We start from the raw sequence: 15464 nt of genomic DNA, 5'->3' as shown, positions 1-15464 counted from the left end.
AACAGATGAACGACGGAGTCCTGGCCGATATGATGGCCGAACTGGATGCGGAACTGGCGCGGGCGGAGGCGTCACTGCCGGAACATCCCGAACAGACGCGCCAGACCGAGGTGATGCGCGCCCTCGCCCTGGGCCTGGGCAATTTCGAGCGGATGCGGGCCCACGATGTGCATCTGCTGGCGGCCCGTTTGTCGCCCCGCCGGGGGTGAGAGCCGCGCGCGGCGGCGGTTCAGGGCTTGCGCTTGAAGGTGTCGCCGATCTCCGCCGCGTCCGGACCGTCCGGTCCCGCGCTGCGGCGCTCCTGCTGACCGACTTTCTTCACATCGGCGTCGGAGGTCAGGCCGTCGGGCTTGCCCGCCGGGTCCGCGCCGTTCTTCTCCCGGCCCTTGGTCTGTTCACGGTCCATCAGGATCTCCCTTGCTGGGAGAGGAGCGCGGGGGGAGGGGGAGGGTTCCGTCAGCCGCCCGTATCCACCTTCGCCACCACCGACATCCCCGGCGCGAGACGTTCCACGCCCGCCTGACCCGGCTCGATGCGAATCCGCACGGGGATGCGTTGGGCGACCTTGGTGAAGTTGCCGGTGGCGTTGTCGGGGCGGATGACGCTGAACTCGCTGCCGGCGGCGGGGGCGATGCGTTCGACGCGCCCGCGCAGGGTCCGGCCGCCCAGGGAATCGACCGCGATCTCGACCGGCTGACCGATGCGGATGTCGCGCATCTGGGTCTCCTTCATATTGGCCGTGACCCAGACGACGTCGGGCACCAGACCCATCAGCTGGGTTCCTGCGGTGACATACTGGCCCTGGCGCACGCCGACCTCGCCCAGGCGGCCGGGGCGGGGGGCGGTGATCCGGGTGTTGGCCAGGTCGATCTGGGCCAGGCGGACGGCGGCCTGGGCGTTCTCGACGGCGGCGGCCAGACTGTCGCGGTTGACCACGGCCGAAGTGACGCCGGTCTGGGCCACGCCTTCGCCGGCCTGGGCCTGGGCCAGCTGGGCCTGGGCGCTGCGCAGGGCGGCGACGGCGATGTCCACATTGGATTGCGACACCCAGCCCCCGGCCTTCAGGGTGCGGGCGCGGTCGGCGTCGGCCTGGGCGCGGGTCAGGGCGGCCTGGGCGGCGGCGATGCCGGCGCGCTGTTGCGCCACCGCGCCGCGGGCCGAGGCCTGGCTCTGGGTCGAGTTGGACAGGGCCGCCTGGGCGGAATGCAGCGCCGCCTCGGCCTGCTCCAGCTTCTGGCGATAGGTGCGGTCGTCCACCTGGGCCAGCAGTTGGCCCTGCTGAACGGCCTGGAAGTCCTGGACCGGGACCTGGACCACATAGCCGCTGACCTGGGGGCTGATGATCGTCACCTGGCCGCGGACGTAGGCGTTGTCGGTGCGTTGAATGTGGCCGGTGAAGGGCGGCAACTGCCAGGCGTACAGCACCAGGCTGACGGCGAAGACGGCCACGACGGCGGCGATCACGGCCCAGAGGACGCGTTTGTCCGGCTCGGGCGGCGACGCCGGCGGGGGCGCGGGTTGAGCGGCTTGGGGGGCTGTCGTGTCGGTCATCGGCGTGCGGGGGCTTTCAGGGGATCACTTGTCGGTTGGGGCGGCGGGGAGGGGGCGGGTGTCGCGCTTCGCCTGGCGGCGCGCCTTGAAACGCGGATGCAGATAGACGGCCGACACCCAGGCGCAGCCCAGGCCGGCGATGGCGGCGATGATCAGGAAGACGTCGTTATAGGCCAGGATATTGGCCTGTTGCGTCACCTGACGGGTCAGCATGGCCACGCCCTCGGCGTTCAGCAGAGCCGGGTCGGTGATGGTCGAGGCATAGGCGCCCGACAGTTGGCGCAGGCGTAGAACCACCTGGGGGTCCAGGCTGGTGATGTCGGCGGACAACTGGTTCGAATGGAATTTCTCGCGCACCACCTGGATCGTGCCGATCAGGGCGCTGCCGGCCAGGCCGCCCAGGTTCTGAAGCACGCTGAACATGACGATGAAGCTGATGATGTTGCGCGCGCCCTGTTGCAGCACCTTGCCGACGCCGATCAACAGGGCCGGGCCGACGAACATGGCCGAGGCGAAGGCGATCATGGCTTGGCTGACATACAGCTGGGCCGGACGGGTCAGAACGGTGGCGTGGCTGTCGATGAAGGCGCCCAGGGCAATGAGCCCCAGCGCAATGGCGATGGGCTTGTTCAGCTTGGTCAGGTTCAGGGTCAGGGCGCTGACCGCCGTGCCGGCCATCATGGCCAGCAGGATCAGCAGGAACAGGCCGTGCAGCTGGTCCGGGCCCAGGCCGACCACGGTCAGGAAGCCCACCGCGCCCGAGGTCTGTTCCGACAGGGTGATGCGGATCAGCAGGATGGCGCCGAACAGGCGCAGGATGTCCGGGCCGGTCAGCCAGCGGACGTTGATCAGCGGGTTCCTGCGATCGTACTCGATCATCAGGGCGGCGGTCAGCAGCAGGATCGACCCCGCCAGGGCCCAGCCGATCCAGGCGGCCTCGGTCCACCAGACGATCCGGCCCAGACCCAGGACGGCGGCCAGCAGGGCCACGCCCGGCGCGAACAGGGCGAAGGTGACGAAGTCCAGCGGCTCGAACAGCTTCAGCCGCTCGGACGGGGGCAGACGCAGCACCTGGACAGCGGCCCAGGCCAGAAGCGCCATGCCCAGTTCGAAGGTATAGAAGGCGCGCCAGTCGTCCATCTCCAGCAGGCTGGGCATGACCAGACGGGCGATGGGGACGGCGAAGCTGGACAGGCCGATGCCGATCACCAGACCCTTGAGCCGGTGCTGGGCCGGGAAGGCCTGGATCATGTAGAGGAAGCCCAGACTGCTGAGCCCCGCCGCCGCCATGCCGGCCACGGCGCGGACGAACAGGGTGGACTCATAGTTGTCGACCGCCAGGTGGGCGGCGCAGGTGACGACGAAGGCGGTCAGGCAGATCTGGGTGAACAGGCGCAGGCCGTACTGCTGGCGGAACTTGAACAGGATCAGGTTCATGCAGGCGTTGGTCATGACGAAGACGACCGGCAGCCAGGCCGCCTCGGTGATCGTGATCCCCAACGAGCCTTGCAGACTGGTCAGATTGGCCGTAACGGCCGCGTTGCCCAGGCTGCCGACCAGGGCCACCAGAACCCCGGTCAGGGCGTACTGCAACCGCAGCCAGGCCGTATGGTCGGGCGTGGCCGGAGAGCCGGGCAGGGTGGGGCGCTCGTGGGGTTTCAGGGTGGCGAGATACTGCTCCCAGGGCAGATGCCAGTTGTGATCGGCGCGACGAGCCATCAGGACACCTCCGGCCTGGGCTTCAGCCCGTCGAGGATGAGGACGCGGGTGCGCTGGGACACGGCCTGACGCTCGGCCGCGTCGGCGCCCTGGAAGCCGGCGCCCAGCAGGGTGGCGATCAGGCGGATGTCCATCGGCCGCAGATCCTTTCGCACCAGGCCGGCCGCCTGGGCGCGTTGCAGAGGGGCGGCGCCCGCCTCCATCAAGCTTTGCCGCAGGGGTGTAAGCGCATCGGGCGACCGCACGTTCCGAACCACTCCCGCCAGGCCGGCGTTGCGGATCATGTCCTCGGCCAGCCGGTCCAGAAACCAGAAGAAGACTTCAGGGGCCTCGCCCTGTTCGGCGGTGCGGCGGCCCAGGTCGGCGACGTCGGCCTCGAGCACGGCCAGGGCCAGTTCGGTGCGGTCGGCAAAATGGCGATACAGTGTGCCGCGCCCGACGCCGGCCTTTTCCGCGATCAGGTCCAGCGGCGCGTCCAGCCCCTGGTCGGCGAAGACCGCGCGCGCGGCTTCGAGCAGGGCCGCGCGGTTGTGGATGACGTCCTTGCGGAGGGTTTTGGGAGCGGGGCGCGACATGGTGACGCGCTTAAATGGACACGGGTGTCCGTTTTGCAAGAACCCTTTTTACTTTCGTCTTTCCGGGCGAAGGGCCGCTTGGCCCGTAGACCCGGAACCCAGCGGCGCGCGTGAGCGCGAACCTGTCGCGGATTCGATATTCAAGCACCTTGCGGCGGATGGATTTCGCCTTCGGCGCCGCTGGGTTCCGGGTCTCCGCTACGCTTCGCCCGGAATGACGAAAGAAGAAGTGGGCTAGAGCCGCTTCTCCAACACCATGAACTCCAGCTCCGGCCGGGGCGGATCGACGGGGAAGGGGCGGGTCTCGCCGGTGTGGCGGTAGCCGCGGCGTTCGTACCAGGCGATCAGTTCGGCGCGGCGGTGGATGACGGTCATCTCCATGCGGCGGGCGGCGAAGCGGGCGACGGCCTCGCTCTCGGCGGCGTCGAGGAGACGCCGGCCCAGACCGGAGGCCTGAAGAGTCGGCTCGACAGTCAGCATGCCGAGGTAGGCGAGATCGTCGCCGACTCGGGCGACCTGGACGCAGCCGACCAGGGCGCCGTCCCTATGGGCCAGCAGGATGACCCGGTCGGGGTCGGCGATCAGGGCCGACAGTTCCTGGGCGCTGGTGCGGGTGTCGAACAGCAGGTCGGCCTCGTGCGTCCAGCCGGCCTTGGCCGTGTCGCCGCGATAGGCGCGCTCGATCAGGGGATGAAGCGCGGCGACGTCGTCGAGGGTCGCCGCGCGGAAGGCGATCTCGCTCACCTGGAAACGCCCAGCTCCTGGATCAGATGGTCCATGCCATAGACGTCGCGCAGGGCCACGGTGACGGCCTGGGTCGTGACGATGACGCTGCGGTTGACGGCGCGGTCATAGCCGTAGGCGTTGCGCTGGGTCAGGACGGTGGAGTCGAAATTGGCCCCCACGATCTCGCCCTTCGCATTGATGGCGGGAGACCCCGACGAGCCGCCGATGGTGTCGGTCGAGACGGCCATGTCCATGACGGCGGTCGGGTCGATCCGGTCCTTGGCCGCCAGCAGTTTGGGCGCGACGGCGAAGGGCTCGGCCCCCGTGGCTCGGTCCCACAGGCCGGCGAAGGTGGTGAAGGCGGCGAACCTCTGGCCCGGCACGTCCGAGCCTTCGACCTGGCCGTAGGTCAGGCGAAGCGTGCCGGTGGCGTCGGGATAGACGGCGTCGCCATAGGCGGCGAAGCGGGCGGCGGCCAGCTGTTCCGAGGCGCGGTCGGTCGGGGCCTGGACCCGCGTCTCCCAGGCGTCGCGAACGGCGCGAGCGTCGGCGTCTATGGCCAGAGCGTATTGGATCATCGGATCGGTCGAGGCCTGGACGGCGGCGAGACCGCCGGTCCACAGGGCGCGGCGCACGGCCGGGTCGGCCAGGGTCGTGCCGGCGACGAGGCGGGCCGACAGGGTCTCGGGGCTTTCCTTGCCCAGCAGGGTGCGGACCGAGGGGTTGTCGACCGTCAGCCATTCGCGGGTCTTGGACAGCCACCACTCCAGACGGATCTGCTCCAGCTCGGGATAGGTGGGGCGTTCGGCGAACAGGCGGGATTCGACGCCGGACAGGCGGCTGTCGGCGAACTCGGGAAGGCGCTGGTCGGACGGCTTGGCCCGCTCCTGCGCGCCGCGTACCAGGGTACGGGCATAGGCGAACAGCTGCGACCCGCCGGCGACCGAGGTGGTGCCCAGACCCGTGCCGCCCTCGAGCAGGGCCATGGACGGATAGAGTTCACGGGCGACGGGCTGGACGGAGCTGAGGCTGGTCCAGGGATCGACGCCGGATGCGGCGGCGCGGGCGCGGAAGTCAGTTTCCTGCTCGGCTTTGCGGGCCATGAAGGCGGGGTCGATCAGGGCCGCCATCCGGCCGCGCCCGCGCTTGTAGGTGTTCTCAAGGCCGACGATGGGGTCCATGGCGATGAAGGCCTGCTCCTCGCCCTCTTCCGAATAGCGGATCAGCCGGCCGCGAAGCTCGGACGCGATCAACTGGTCCAGCGGCAGGACCACGTCGCGGATGGTGGTCAGCTGGTCCATGGTCAGCAGGCGCTGGGTCGAACCGGGATTGCCGGAGATGAAGACGGCCTCTCCCTGCGTCGGCTTGTTCGGGTTCCAGGCGAAATGGGTCGGGGTCGCGACCGGCTGACCGTCCTCGTACAGGCGGATGAAGGCCGCATCGATGGCGAAACGGGGGAAGGAGAAGTTGTCCAGATCGCCGCCGAAGGTCGCGGCCCGATCCTCGGGCGCCCAGGCCAGGCGGACGTCGGAATATTTGCGGTACTTGTAGAGCTTGAACTGACCGCCCCGGTACAGGCTGACGACCTGGCAGCGGATCTTGGGATCGTTTCCGCAGGCTTCGCTTTCGATGCGGCCGGCCTCGGCGTCGCGGGCCTGGGTGAAGGCCTGGCCTTCAAGACCGGCGCCGGCCTTGTGCATCCGCTCGGTCACATCGCTGATGTCGGTCAGGATTTCGGCGGTGGCGCCGGGGCATTTCAGCTCCTCCTCGCGCGACTTCGGCGTGAAGCCGGTCTCGGCGTAGTTGACCTGGGGCGTGGACAGGTTGGCGACGCAGGTGGCGACGCAGTGGTTGTTGGTCATCACCAGGCCCTGGCCCGAGATGACGCCCGCCGAACAGCCGCCGAACTTCACCGACGACAGGCGGACGCGGTCCAGGAAGGCCTGGTCGATGTCGGTTCCCAGCGCCTGGTTGGCGCGGGCGACGGGGAAGTTGTCGAAGGTCCACATGCCTTCTTCGGCGCTGGCCGAGGAGGCGGCGGCGACGGCGATGACGGCGGCGGAGGCGAGAAGGGCGAGGCGCATGGGGGACTCCAGAACTCTCCCTCCCCGTCGGGGAGGGTGGCCGGCGCGCAGCGCCGGACGGGTGGGGGCGGCAGGGCGACAAGGGCGCGGTCCTGTGATGGATCGCCGAGCCCTTCCCACCCGGTCGCTTCGCGACCCCCCTCCCCCGAGGGGGAGGGGGAGGCGCTTATGCGCCGCTTACCGCCGCACGCCCAGTTCGCGCAGCAGGCGCGGCTGGTTGTAGACGGTGCGCAGGGCCTCGGTGATGGCGGCGGTCGAGACCGTGACGGTGCGGTTCAGTTCGCCGTCGTAGCCAAAGCTGCCGCCCAGCGAGTGGATGTTGCCGTCGAAGGCCGCGCCTATGACTTCACCCTTGGCGTTGATCACGGGCGAGCCCGAGTTGCCGCCGATGATGTCGTTGGTCGAGACGAAGTCATAGACGGTCGACTTGTTGACCTTGCCCTCGGCCGCCATCCAGTCCTCGGCGGCGTTGAAGGGCTCGGCGCCGGTGTTGCGCTCGTACAGGCCGCCGATCTCGGTGAAGGGCGTCACCGTCACGCCGCGATAGGTCCAGCCCTTCACCTGGCCGTAGGACAGGCGCAGGCTGAAGGTGGCGTCGGGGTACAGGTTGGTCCCGTAGACCGCGAACCGGGCCTGGGCGATTTTTTCGCCGGCGCGGCTGGTCGGGCCGGACACGGCCGATTCCCACTGGGTGCGGATCGCCTGGGCCGAGTCGTCATTCGCCATGACGAAGGCGATCAGCGGATCGCCCGAGGCGGCCAGCTGTTCCGGCGTCATGGCCAGGGCCTGGGCGCGGAAGGCCGGATCGGCCAGGCGGGTGCCGTCCACCAGACGCGCGGCGATCTGTTCCGGGCTTTCCTTGCCCAGCAGGGCCTTCACGTTCGCATTGTCGACGGTCAGATATTCGCGCGTCTTGGACAGCCAGAAGTCGAGATAGATCTTCTCGAGATCGTTCGAGATCGGGGTCTCGGTCGCCAGGCGGCGGCCCAGCGAAGCGATGTCGGCGTCCGAATAGCCGGCGCGGCGTTCGGCGACCGGCTTGGCGCGTTCCTTGGCGGCGCGGACGATGGACTTGGCGTAGCTGTACAGCGACGAGCGCTGGCCTGCGGCGGATTCCAGCTGGCGGTAGGGCAGGTAGAGGTCGCGCTGGGCGGCGGAGACGCGCTCCAGCTCGGCCCACGGGTCGCCGATGCGCTGGGCCAGGGCCGGGTCGGCGGCGACGCGTTGGCGCAGTTCCTGTTCGGCCGCGCGCTTGGTCGCCATGAAGGCCGGGTCGGTCAGGGCGCCCTGCTGCCCGTAATAGACCTTGAAGCCGTTCTCCAGGCCGAAGATCGGATCGACCGAGACGCGCTTGGCCTCTTCGCCGGTGGTCGAATATTCCAACAGGCGACCGCGCAGTTCCGAGGTCTGGATCAGGGTCAGCGGCAGTTGTTGGTCACGCAGGGCCTCGAGTTGGGCCATGGTCAGCAGGCGCGAGGTCGAGCCGGGGTTGCCGGCCACGAAGGTGACGTCGCCTTCCTTGGGTGGATTGGCGTTCCAGACCAGGTGGTTGGGCGTCGCGACCGGCTTGCCGTCCTCGTAGATGCGCAGGAAGCCGCTATCCAGGGCGTAGCGCGGGAAGTTGAAGTTGTCGGGGTCGCCGCCGAAGAAGGCCGCCTGGAACTCGGGCGCGAAGACCAGGCGCACGTCGTCGTACTTGCGGAACTTGTACAGCTTGTACTGGCCGCCGCGGTACAGGCTGATGACCTGGCAGGTCAGCTTCTGGTCGTCGCCGCAGACCTCCTTCTGGATCTTGTCGATCTCGGCGGCCCGGGCCTGGACGAAGGCGGCGCCCTCAAGCCCGGCGCCGGCGCCGACGACCCGGTCGGTCACATCGGTGATGTCGGTCAGGATCTCGGCCGTCTGGCCGGGGCACTTCTTCTCTTCCTCGCGGGTCGCGGGCATCCAGCCGTTCTTGACGTAGTCGTTCTCGGCGCTGGACAGGTCCTGGACACAGCCCACGACACAGTGGTGATTGGTCAGGATCAGGCCTTCGCCCGAGACCAGCGAGGCCGAGCAGCCCTGCAGGCGGACGGCGGCGTTGCGCACGCGGTCCAGCCAGGCCTGGTCGATGTTCGTGCCGTACTTCTCGTTCACCGTCGCGATGGGGAAGTTGTCGAAGGTCCACATGCCCTCGTCGGCGCGGGCCGAGGTCGCGGGGGCGGACAGGACGACGGTCGCGGCGCCAAGGGCGGCCAGCGAGGCGGTGAGACGAAGGGACGGCAGGGACATGCGGGGTTTCCTACAGAGGGCGGAGCGAGGATGGTCCGCCTGTTAACTTGTAACTAGCGCCGTTTCGGCGACGCCGCCAAGAGGCGAGATGGCCTTTGCCCTACGGCCCGTGGTCGCACGGGTCAAAAGCAAGCCTTACCCCGATTTAACTTGGCCGTGATGCCGCGCTCGCTCAGATAGACGGACGTATCGGGGATTTATCGACAACCATGTCGCTTGCGCTATCAACCTTGCTCTACGAGTGGCGTCGCTACATGGCGGCCGTCGTGGCGCTCGCCTTCTCGGGATTGCTCGTCCTGGCCCAGGTCGGCATGTTCATGGGCATCGGCAAGGCCTTCACGGCCCAGATCGATCGGGCCCGCGCCGACATCATGATTCTGAGCCCGGGCGCGACCGCCCTGTTCAACGGCGGCCCCTCAGGCGTGCCGCGGCGAATCATGCCGGTGGTCTACCAGCATCCGGAAGTCCTGGCCGTGGCCGATCTGGACGGTTCCGGCGGTCGTTGGCAGAACATCGTCAAGGATAAGGAGCCCGGCGGCGACCCTGCCGCGCCCGGCGCCAAGAAGATGGAGTTCGTCAACGTCACCACCATCGACGCCATGCCTGGCGCGGTGACGGTGCCGGTCGACTATTCCGACGACCTAGTCGAGGCTCTGCGTCAGCCCTATGCGGTGGCGGTGGACCAGACGGCGCTTGGGCGATTGGGCGTCAAACTGGGGGATCAGGCCAGCTACAACGGCAAGACGGTCCGGGTCGCGGCCGTGACCCAGGGCTATCCCAACATGATGCAGGCGACGGTCGTCATGTCGCGCGACACCCTGCGGATGCTGGGCGAGGCCAACACCGGCGAACGGGTCGGACCGCTGATGGTGCAGATCAAGGATCCGGCGCGCGCGCCCATAGTGGTCGCCCAGCTGAACTCTATCTCGAACGGTCAGTTCAAGGCCTGGACGCGTCAGGATCTGGCCGAGGCCAATGAAGGGGCGATGATGAAGGAGAGCTTCATCGCCATCATGCTGGGCTTTTCGCTGTTCCTGGGCGTGCTGATCGGGGTGGCGATCACCTGGCAGACGCTGCGCGGCGCCATCATGGCCAATATCAAGGAGTTCGCCTCGCTGCGCGCCTTGGGCGTCGCCATGGGGTCGCTGCGCTGGATCGTGCTGGAGCTCAGCTTCTGGGTCGGGATCGCCGGGGTGCTGGCGGCCTTCGTCCTGACCTGGGGGGTCAGCCTGCTGGCGGCCGGCTCGGGCCTGACCATGTCCTTCCCGCCCATGATGGTGATGATGGTTTCGCTGATGCTGATCGTCATCGCCCTGCTGTCCGGTCTGTTGTCGCTGGGCGTCCTCAAGAACAGCCAGCCGGCGGACCTGCTGCGATGAACACTCATACGAAAGTGCACGGCAAACACGGCGACTTCGCCATCGAAGCCAAGGGCCTGGTCAAACGGTTCAAGACGGGCCGCAGCTGGGTCGAAGTCCTGAAGGGCGTCGATTTCGATGCGCGGCACGGCGACCTGACCATGGTCATGGGGCCCTCCGGTTCCGGCAAGTCCACCCTGATCGCCAATCTCTCGGGCCTGCTGAAGCCCGAGGAGGGGCGGGTGGACATACTGGACGTCGACGACCTGTGGACCTACGGCTCGGGTCGGATCGACAAGTTCCGCCTGGACCACTGCGGCTTCATCTTCCAGGGGTTCAACCTGTTCCCGTCCCTGACCGCCCTGCAGCAGGTCATGACGGTGCTGAAGTATCAGGGGCTGTCGTCGGCGGACGCGAAGAAGCGCGCCACCACGGCGCTGGAAGAAGTGGGCCTGGGCCATCGTCTGCACCAGAGGCCCAACGCCCTGTCCGGCGGCGAGAAGCAACGCGTCGCGATCGCCCGCGCCCTGGCCAAGGACCCGCAGATCCTGTTCGCCGACGAACCGACCTCGGCGCTCGACGGCGAAAACGGCCAGGTGGTCATCCGCCTGCTGCGCCGGGCCGCCACCGAACACGGCGCCGCCGTGATCTGCGTGACCCACGACCCGCGCCTGGAAGCCTGGGCCGACCGGGTCATTCACATCGAGGACGGCCGGATCCTGGACGATCAGCGCCGCACTCCTGATCCCGACGCCCAGCTGGCGTCCCACTAAGACCTTTTTCCAACGGACTGAACCGTCATGCCCGCCTTCCTCAAAAACAAATGGCTCTGGATTGGCCTGGTCCTGATCATCGTCCTGGTCGTCGGCTTCATGGCCTTCAGCAAGGCCGGTGCGGCCAAGAAGGCCCAGGTCGAGAAAGAATCCGCCCAGAAGATCGACAGCCCCTACGCCGCCATCGCCAACGGCAAGGCGGACGTTGAGGGTGGGGTGATCAAGGTCGCCGCGCGTCGCGGCGGCGTGGTGCGTGAAGTCTTCGTCAACGAGGGCGACCGGGTCGTCACCGGCCAGATCCTGGCGCGGCAGGAGGACGACGAGACCCGTCTGGCGGCGCAGAGCGCGGCTGCGGCTGTGTCGGAGACCCGCGCGCAGCTGGGCATGACGCGGGTGGAGCTGGCGACGGCCCGCCGTGAATATGAGCGGCTGTCGAAACTGGCCGCGACCAACTTCGTCGCCGCCCAGCGTCTGGACCAGGCCCGCGATCAGATCGCCCAGGCCGAGGCCCGGATGGCGTCCCAGAACGCCGCCGTCCAGACCGCCCAGTCCCGCCTGGACGAGGCCCGCTATAATCAGGAGTTGACGGTGATCCGCGCCCCGATGAACGGCCGCATCGCCCGCCGCTACGCCCAGCCGGGCGCCGGCGCCTCGACCCTGAACGTCACGGCCATGTTCGATCTGGAGCCGGAGACCGACCGCATCGTCCGCGCCGAGATCGTCGAGGCCGACCTGCCCAACGTCACCGTCGGCCAGGAGGTCGAGCTGACGCCCGAAGGTGATCCCACCAAGATTTCGGTGGGCCGCGTCCTGCGCCGCGCCGCCGTCTTCGGCGCCCGCCAGCTGCAATCCGAAGACCCGTCGGCCCGCACCGACGAACGGGTGGTCGAGGTGGTCGTCTCGGCCGACAACACGCCCTTCCTGATCGGTCAGCGCGTCCTGGTGAAGTTCATGAAGCCCGGTCAGAAGGCCGGGGTCGCCCGTCCGGTCGCCGCCGGCGTCGGCCCCGATCAGGCGATGCGCCCGGCGGGACAGAAGTAAGGGATCGGATCAGCGGCCGGTGAAATCCGCCGGCCGCTTTTCCAGCACGGCGGCGACGCCTTCCTGGTGGTCGTCGGTCATATGGGCCAGGGCCTGCATGGCGGCCGACAGCTCCAGGATCTGTTCGAAAGTCTGGTCGCGGCCCTGGCGCATCAAGGTCTTGGCCATGCGCAGGGCCTGGGGCGGCTGGGCGGCGATCTGGCCAGCGGTGATCAGGGCTTCTTCCATCAGCCGGTCGTGGGGCACGACCCGATTGACCAGACCCCAGCGCTCGGCCGTCTCGGCGTCGATGCTGCGGCCCGTGAACAGCATTTCGGCCGCGCGGGCATAGCCGACGTCGCGCGGTAGCCGCCAGGCGCCGCCGTCGCCGGGAATGATGCCCAGCTTCAGGAAGGGCACGCCGAAGCTGGCGCGTTCGGACGCGATGCGGATGTCCGCTGTGGCGGCGATGCCGCAGCCCAGGCCCATGGCCGGACCGTTGACGGCTGAGACCAGCGGGATCTCCAGATCATAGAGGCTGCGGACGATCCGGTGGACGACGCGGCGATAGCGGGAGCGGATCTCGGCGCCCGAGCCTTCGAACAGGTCGCGCCGGCCGCGCATGGCGGTCAGGTCGCCGCCGGCCGAGAAGGCGCGCCCGGCGCCCGTCAGGACCACGCATTTGACCGTCATGTCGGCGTTGGCGCGGGCGCAGGCGTCGGCGAATTCGTCGCCGTCGGTCAGGTCGGGCAGGGCGTTCAGCCGGGTCTCGCGGTCCAGCGTCCAGATCAGGATCGCGCCCTGTCTGGTTTCGGCGATCAGGCCCATCGGTCGTCTCCTCGTTCCGCCTCCGTCATCGGACGCCGACGCCGCGTCACGCAAGCCCGGAATTGCAAAAGCCCCGGCGCGGACCGGGGCTGCTGCACGTCAGGCTTTCGAGGCCGTCAGCGTTTCTTGGGCGTATAGGGTACGAAGTTGGACGGATGGCTGACCACGCGTCCCGAGTTCGACGGCATGTGCCGACTGTTGACCAGCATCCCGCCCCACAGGGCGAAGGACATCATGGCGTGTTGGAGGTTACGCTCCTTATCGTTCATTTTGGCGTCTCCTTTCGCAGAACGATGAAAAGAGACGCGTCGTACCTATGGAATCTCACCATCAGTCGTTTCGCGTCAGAGCCCAAGATAGACAGTTTTGAGGAAATTGCAAATTTATCTATCAGCAAGCGGAGTATATTTCTTGATGGTGTCACATTGAGCGAGGCCTCGCGTCCAGCCGGGCCGCCGAAGTCGATTGCTACGCCCTGCGTCATGGTGTGCGCCGTCGATGGCGAAAGCGGCCTGTGCTTGGGGTGTTTCCGGACCTTGGGCGAAATCGCCGGCTGGCGCGCGCTCAGCGACGCCGAACGGGCGGCGGTGATGGCGGATCTGCCGTCCCGGCGGTCTCGTGTGGATCCGGCCAAGCTGGACTAGGTCGGTCCGGGGCTTAAGGTTTCGTCAGCCAAGTCGGTTCACCGCATTCCAACCTGGGTCGGATAGGCAGGGTCCATGATCCGCATCGACCTTCAGTCCGCCGCCGTGCTGAGCGTCGCCCTCATGGCCTCGTTCGCGACAGCTTTCACGATCCGTCATCTGGACGACGGAGAGACCGCCATGGCGGCTTCCGTTGATGTCGCCGTCGCGGCCTCCGCATCCGGAACCCCGACCCAGGTGGTCAAGGGACCGGACGGCCATTACTGGGCCCAGGCCAAGATCGACGGTCGTGCGGTTCAGGTTCTGGTGGATACGGGCGCCAGCGTGGTGGCCCTGACCCGCGCCGACGCGCGTCGGCTGGGCGTCGATCCCGCGCCCGAAGCCTTCACCGGCAAGGTCCAGACCGCTTCGGGCGTGGTGCGGGCCGCGCCGGTCGAGCTGAAGACCATCTCGGTCGCCGGCGTTCGGGTCGACAATGTCGAGGCCCTGGTGGTCGAGGAAGGCCTGACCTATTCGCTGCTGGGCATGAGCTATCTGGGTCGGCTGTCCGCTTTCGAGGCGACCCCGGCGGGTCTGACGCTCAGGCCCTAAAGATCCCGCATCTGGCGCTTGGCCTCGCGGAAATACTGCCAGCCGGTCCACAGGGTGATGACGGCGGCGAACCAGATCAGGAAGACGGCGAAGGATTCGAACGCCGGCTGCCACGACAGGGGCGAACCGTCCGGCTCCTGCAGGCCGAAGGCGTTCCACAACAGGGTCAGTTGCAGCGCGGCCAGGGCGACCATCTGTACGGTGGTCTTCCACTTGGCGGCCAGGGTGACGGGCAGTTCGATCCGACCGGCCATGGTCTCGCGCAGAGCCGAGACCGCGAACTCACGGAACAGGATCAGGCCGCAGGGCAGGGCGATGCCCGGCAGGGAGCCGGAGGCGAGCACGCCCAGGATAGCCCCCGTGATCAACACCTTGTCCGCGATCGGATCCAGGATGGCGCCCCACCGCGTGGTCGAGTTCCAGCGGCGCGCCAGGAAGCCGTCGACCCAGTCGGTCGAGGCGGCGATGACGAAGATCCAGAAGGCCCAGATCCCGAACTTGGCCTGGGTGTCCGGCGACAGCCAGGCGTCCAGCGCCCCCGGCGCGGCCCCGGCCATCATGGCGAACATGACCACCCCGGCGAACAGGCGGATGCCGGTCAGGATGTTCGGAATGGGATTGGCGCGGTGGGCGGTGGTCATCGTCATGTCCGTTGCAACGCGCCGGGTGTGGCATGGTTCGGCGATCACGCCAACGGTTCGAACCGCGGCTTGTTCGTCAGAGCGCGCAGGACGCCGTCGGCGATGCCGAAATGCAGGCCGGTCAGGGTCAGTTCGCCGGCCGCCTCGCGCTCGGCGATCCAGGGGAAGGTGCGCAGGTTCTCGATCGACAGGCGGACGACCGCCTCTTCGGCGGCGCCTTCGACCTGGTCCGCGGACACTTCCTCGGCGACGCGGCGGACGACGGCTGAGCCCTGGGCCACCCAGGGGGCGACGAAGTCGGCGCAGATGTCGGGGGCGCCGTTCAGCATGGCGTCGACCCCGCCGCAGTGGGCGTGGCCCATGACCACGATGCGGCGCACGTTCAGCACCTTGACCCCGAACTCCAGCGCCGCCGACACCCCGTGCAGCAAGCCGTCAGGCTCGTAGGGCGGGACCAGATTGGCGACGTTGCGCACCACGAACAACTGGCCAGGCGCCGCGTCGAAGATCAGGGCCGGATCGGCGCGGCTGTCGGAACAGGCGACGATCAGGGTGTGCGGCTTCTGGCCCAGCTCGGCCAGGGCTTCGTACTCGGCGCGGGCGGCGGGCCAATGCTCGGTGCGGAAACGGCGATAGCCTGCGGTCAGTTCGTCGTCGATGTCGCTCATGACTCGCCTGTAGCC

The 15464-nt window shown here is 68.2% G+C and carries 17 protein-coding genes; 6 read left to right on the top strand and 11 right to left on the bottom strand.

The genetic code is table 11. The annotated features are described in order from the left end of the window. The first annotated feature begins 5 nt into the window (after window positions 1–5). Window positions 6–209, top strand: coding sequence for a hypothetical protein (locus GGR11_RS07360; protein WP_231492465.1), 204 nt, complete (start codon window positions 6–8; stop codon window positions 207–209). 20 nt (window positions 210–229) lie between these two features. Here GGR11_RS07360 and GGR11_RS07355 read toward each other — a convergent pair whose 3' ends face one another. The 7 genes from GGR11_RS07355 to GGR11_RS07325 all read right to left on the bottom strand — a co-directional run bounded on the left by GGR11_RS07355 (window position 230) and on the right by GGR11_RS07325 (window position 8926). Next, complete coding sequence (locus GGR11_RS07355) at window positions 230–406, bottom strand: hypothetical protein (protein WP_183196064.1); 177 nt, start codon at window positions 404–406, stop codon at window positions 230–232. Between the two features lie 50 nt (window positions 407–456). Further along, window positions 457–1551: an HlyD family secretion protein gene (locus GGR11_RS07350; RefSeq protein ID WP_221205101.1), complete on the bottom strand. Its 1095-nt coding sequence runs from the start codon at window positions 1549–1551 to the stop codon at window positions 457–459. A gap of 24 nt (window positions 1552–1575) precedes the next feature. Then, window positions 1576–3270: an MFS transporter gene (locus GGR11_RS07345; protein WP_183196063.1), complete on the bottom strand. Its 1695-nt coding sequence runs from the start codon at window positions 3268–3270 to the stop codon at window positions 1576–1578. Next, window positions 3270–3845, bottom strand: a complete 576-nt coding sequence (locus GGR11_RS07340; protein ID WP_183196062.1) for a TetR/AcrR family transcriptional regulator — start codon at window positions 3843–3845, stop codon at window positions 3270–3272. The genes GGR11_RS07345 and GGR11_RS07340 overlap by 1 nt, the downstream gene beginning before the upstream one ends. Before the next feature lie 234 nt (window positions 3846–4079). Next, a complete protein-coding gene (locus GGR11_RS07335) occupies window positions 4080–4589 on the bottom strand; it encodes a GNAT family N-acetyltransferase (RefSeq protein ID WP_183196061.1) in 510 nt (169 codons plus the stop codon). Next, complete coding sequence (locus tag GGR11_RS07330) at window positions 4586–6655, bottom strand: S46 family peptidase (RefSeq protein ID WP_183196060.1); 2070 nt, start codon at window positions 6653–6655, stop codon at window positions 4586–4588. Before GGR11_RS07330 ends, GGR11_RS07335 begins: the two co-directional genes overlap by 4 nt. Window positions 6656–6832: 177 nt before the next feature. After that, window positions 6833–8926, bottom strand: coding sequence for a S46 family peptidase (locus tag GGR11_RS07325; protein ID WP_183196059.1), 2094 nt, complete (start codon window positions 8924–8926; stop codon window positions 6833–6835). A gap of 209 nt (window positions 8927–9135) precedes the next feature. On the opposite strand from GGR11_RS07325, the gene GGR11_RS07320 reads away from it, so the two are divergent. From GGR11_RS07320 to GGR11_RS07310, 3 genes are read left to right on the top strand one after another with little or no spacing between them, the layout of a single operon-like run. Next, window positions 9136–10305, top strand: a complete 1170-nt coding sequence (locus tag GGR11_RS07320; RefSeq protein WP_183196058.1) for an ABC transporter permease — start codon at window positions 9136–9138, stop codon at window positions 10303–10305. Then, window positions 10302–11057 carry an ABC transporter ATP-binding protein gene (locus GGR11_RS07315; RefSeq protein ID WP_035309575.1) on the top strand — a complete coding sequence of 252 codons (756 nt, stop codon included), beginning with the start codon at window positions 10302–10304 and terminating at the stop codon, window positions 11055–11057. Before GGR11_RS07320 ends, GGR11_RS07315 begins: the two co-directional genes overlap by 4 nt. Window positions 11058–11084: 27 nt before the next feature. After that, window positions 11085–12098: an HlyD family secretion protein gene (locus tag GGR11_RS07310; protein WP_183196057.1), complete on the top strand. Its 1014-nt coding sequence runs from the start codon at window positions 11085–11087 to the stop codon at window positions 12096–12098. 9 nt (window positions 12099–12107) lie between these two features. Here GGR11_RS07310 and GGR11_RS07305 read toward each other — a convergent pair whose 3' ends face one another. Next, window positions 12108–12905: a crotonase/enoyl-CoA hydratase family protein gene (locus GGR11_RS07305; protein ID WP_183196056.1), complete on the bottom strand. Its 798-nt coding sequence runs from the start codon at window positions 12903–12905 to the stop codon at window positions 12108–12110. Window positions 12906–13021: 116 nt separating this feature from the next. Continuing rightward, a complete protein-coding gene (locus tag GGR11_RS07300; RefSeq protein ID WP_183196055.1) occupies window positions 13022–13174 on the bottom strand; it encodes a hypothetical protein in 153 nt (50 codons plus the stop codon). 156 nt (window positions 13175–13330) lie between these two features. On the opposite strand from GGR11_RS07300, the gene GGR11_RS07295 reads away from it, so the two are divergent. Together GGR11_RS07295 and GGR11_RS07290 are read left to right on the top strand one after the other, a co-directional pair. Then, the gene (locus GGR11_RS07295; RefSeq protein ID WP_425485665.1) at window positions 13331–13549 is read left to right on the top strand and encodes a DUF1289 domain-containing protein; all 219 of its coding nucleotides are present in this window, start codon (window positions 13331–13333) and stop codon (window positions 13547–13549) included. Window positions 13550–13624: 75 nt separating this feature from the next. Then, window positions 13625–14140: a retropepsin-like aspartic protease family protein gene (locus GGR11_RS07290; protein WP_183196054.1), complete on the top strand. Its 516-nt coding sequence runs from the start codon at window positions 13625–13627 to the stop codon at window positions 14138–14140. On the opposite strand, the gene pgsA is transcribed toward GGR11_RS07290, so the two are convergent. Next, the gene (gene pgsA, locus GGR11_RS07285) at window positions 14137–14781 is read right to left on the bottom strand and encodes a CDP-diacylglycerol--glycerol-3-phosphate 3-phosphatidyltransferase (RefSeq protein ID WP_183196053.1); all 645 of its coding nucleotides are present in this window, start codon (window positions 14779–14781) and stop codon (window positions 14137–14139) included. The two genes, GGR11_RS07290 and pgsA, sit on opposite strands and share 4 nt — an antisense overlap. Window positions 14782–14825: 44 nt before the next feature. After that, window positions 14826–15449 carry a carbonic anhydrase gene (locus GGR11_RS07280; protein ID WP_183196052.1) on the bottom strand — a complete coding sequence of 208 codons (624 nt, stop codon included), beginning with the start codon at window positions 15447–15449 and terminating at the stop codon, window positions 14826–14828. Between the last annotated feature and the right edge of the window lie 15 nt (window positions 15450–15464).

Source organism: Brevundimonas mediterranea (assembly GCF_014196125.1).
GTDB lineage: Bacteria > Pseudomonadota > Alphaproteobacteria > Caulobacterales > Caulobacteraceae > Brevundimonas > Brevundimonas mediterranea.
The sequence above is the reverse complement of the archived record's forward strand: the minus strand, read 5'-3'. Positions and strand labels throughout refer to the sequence as shown.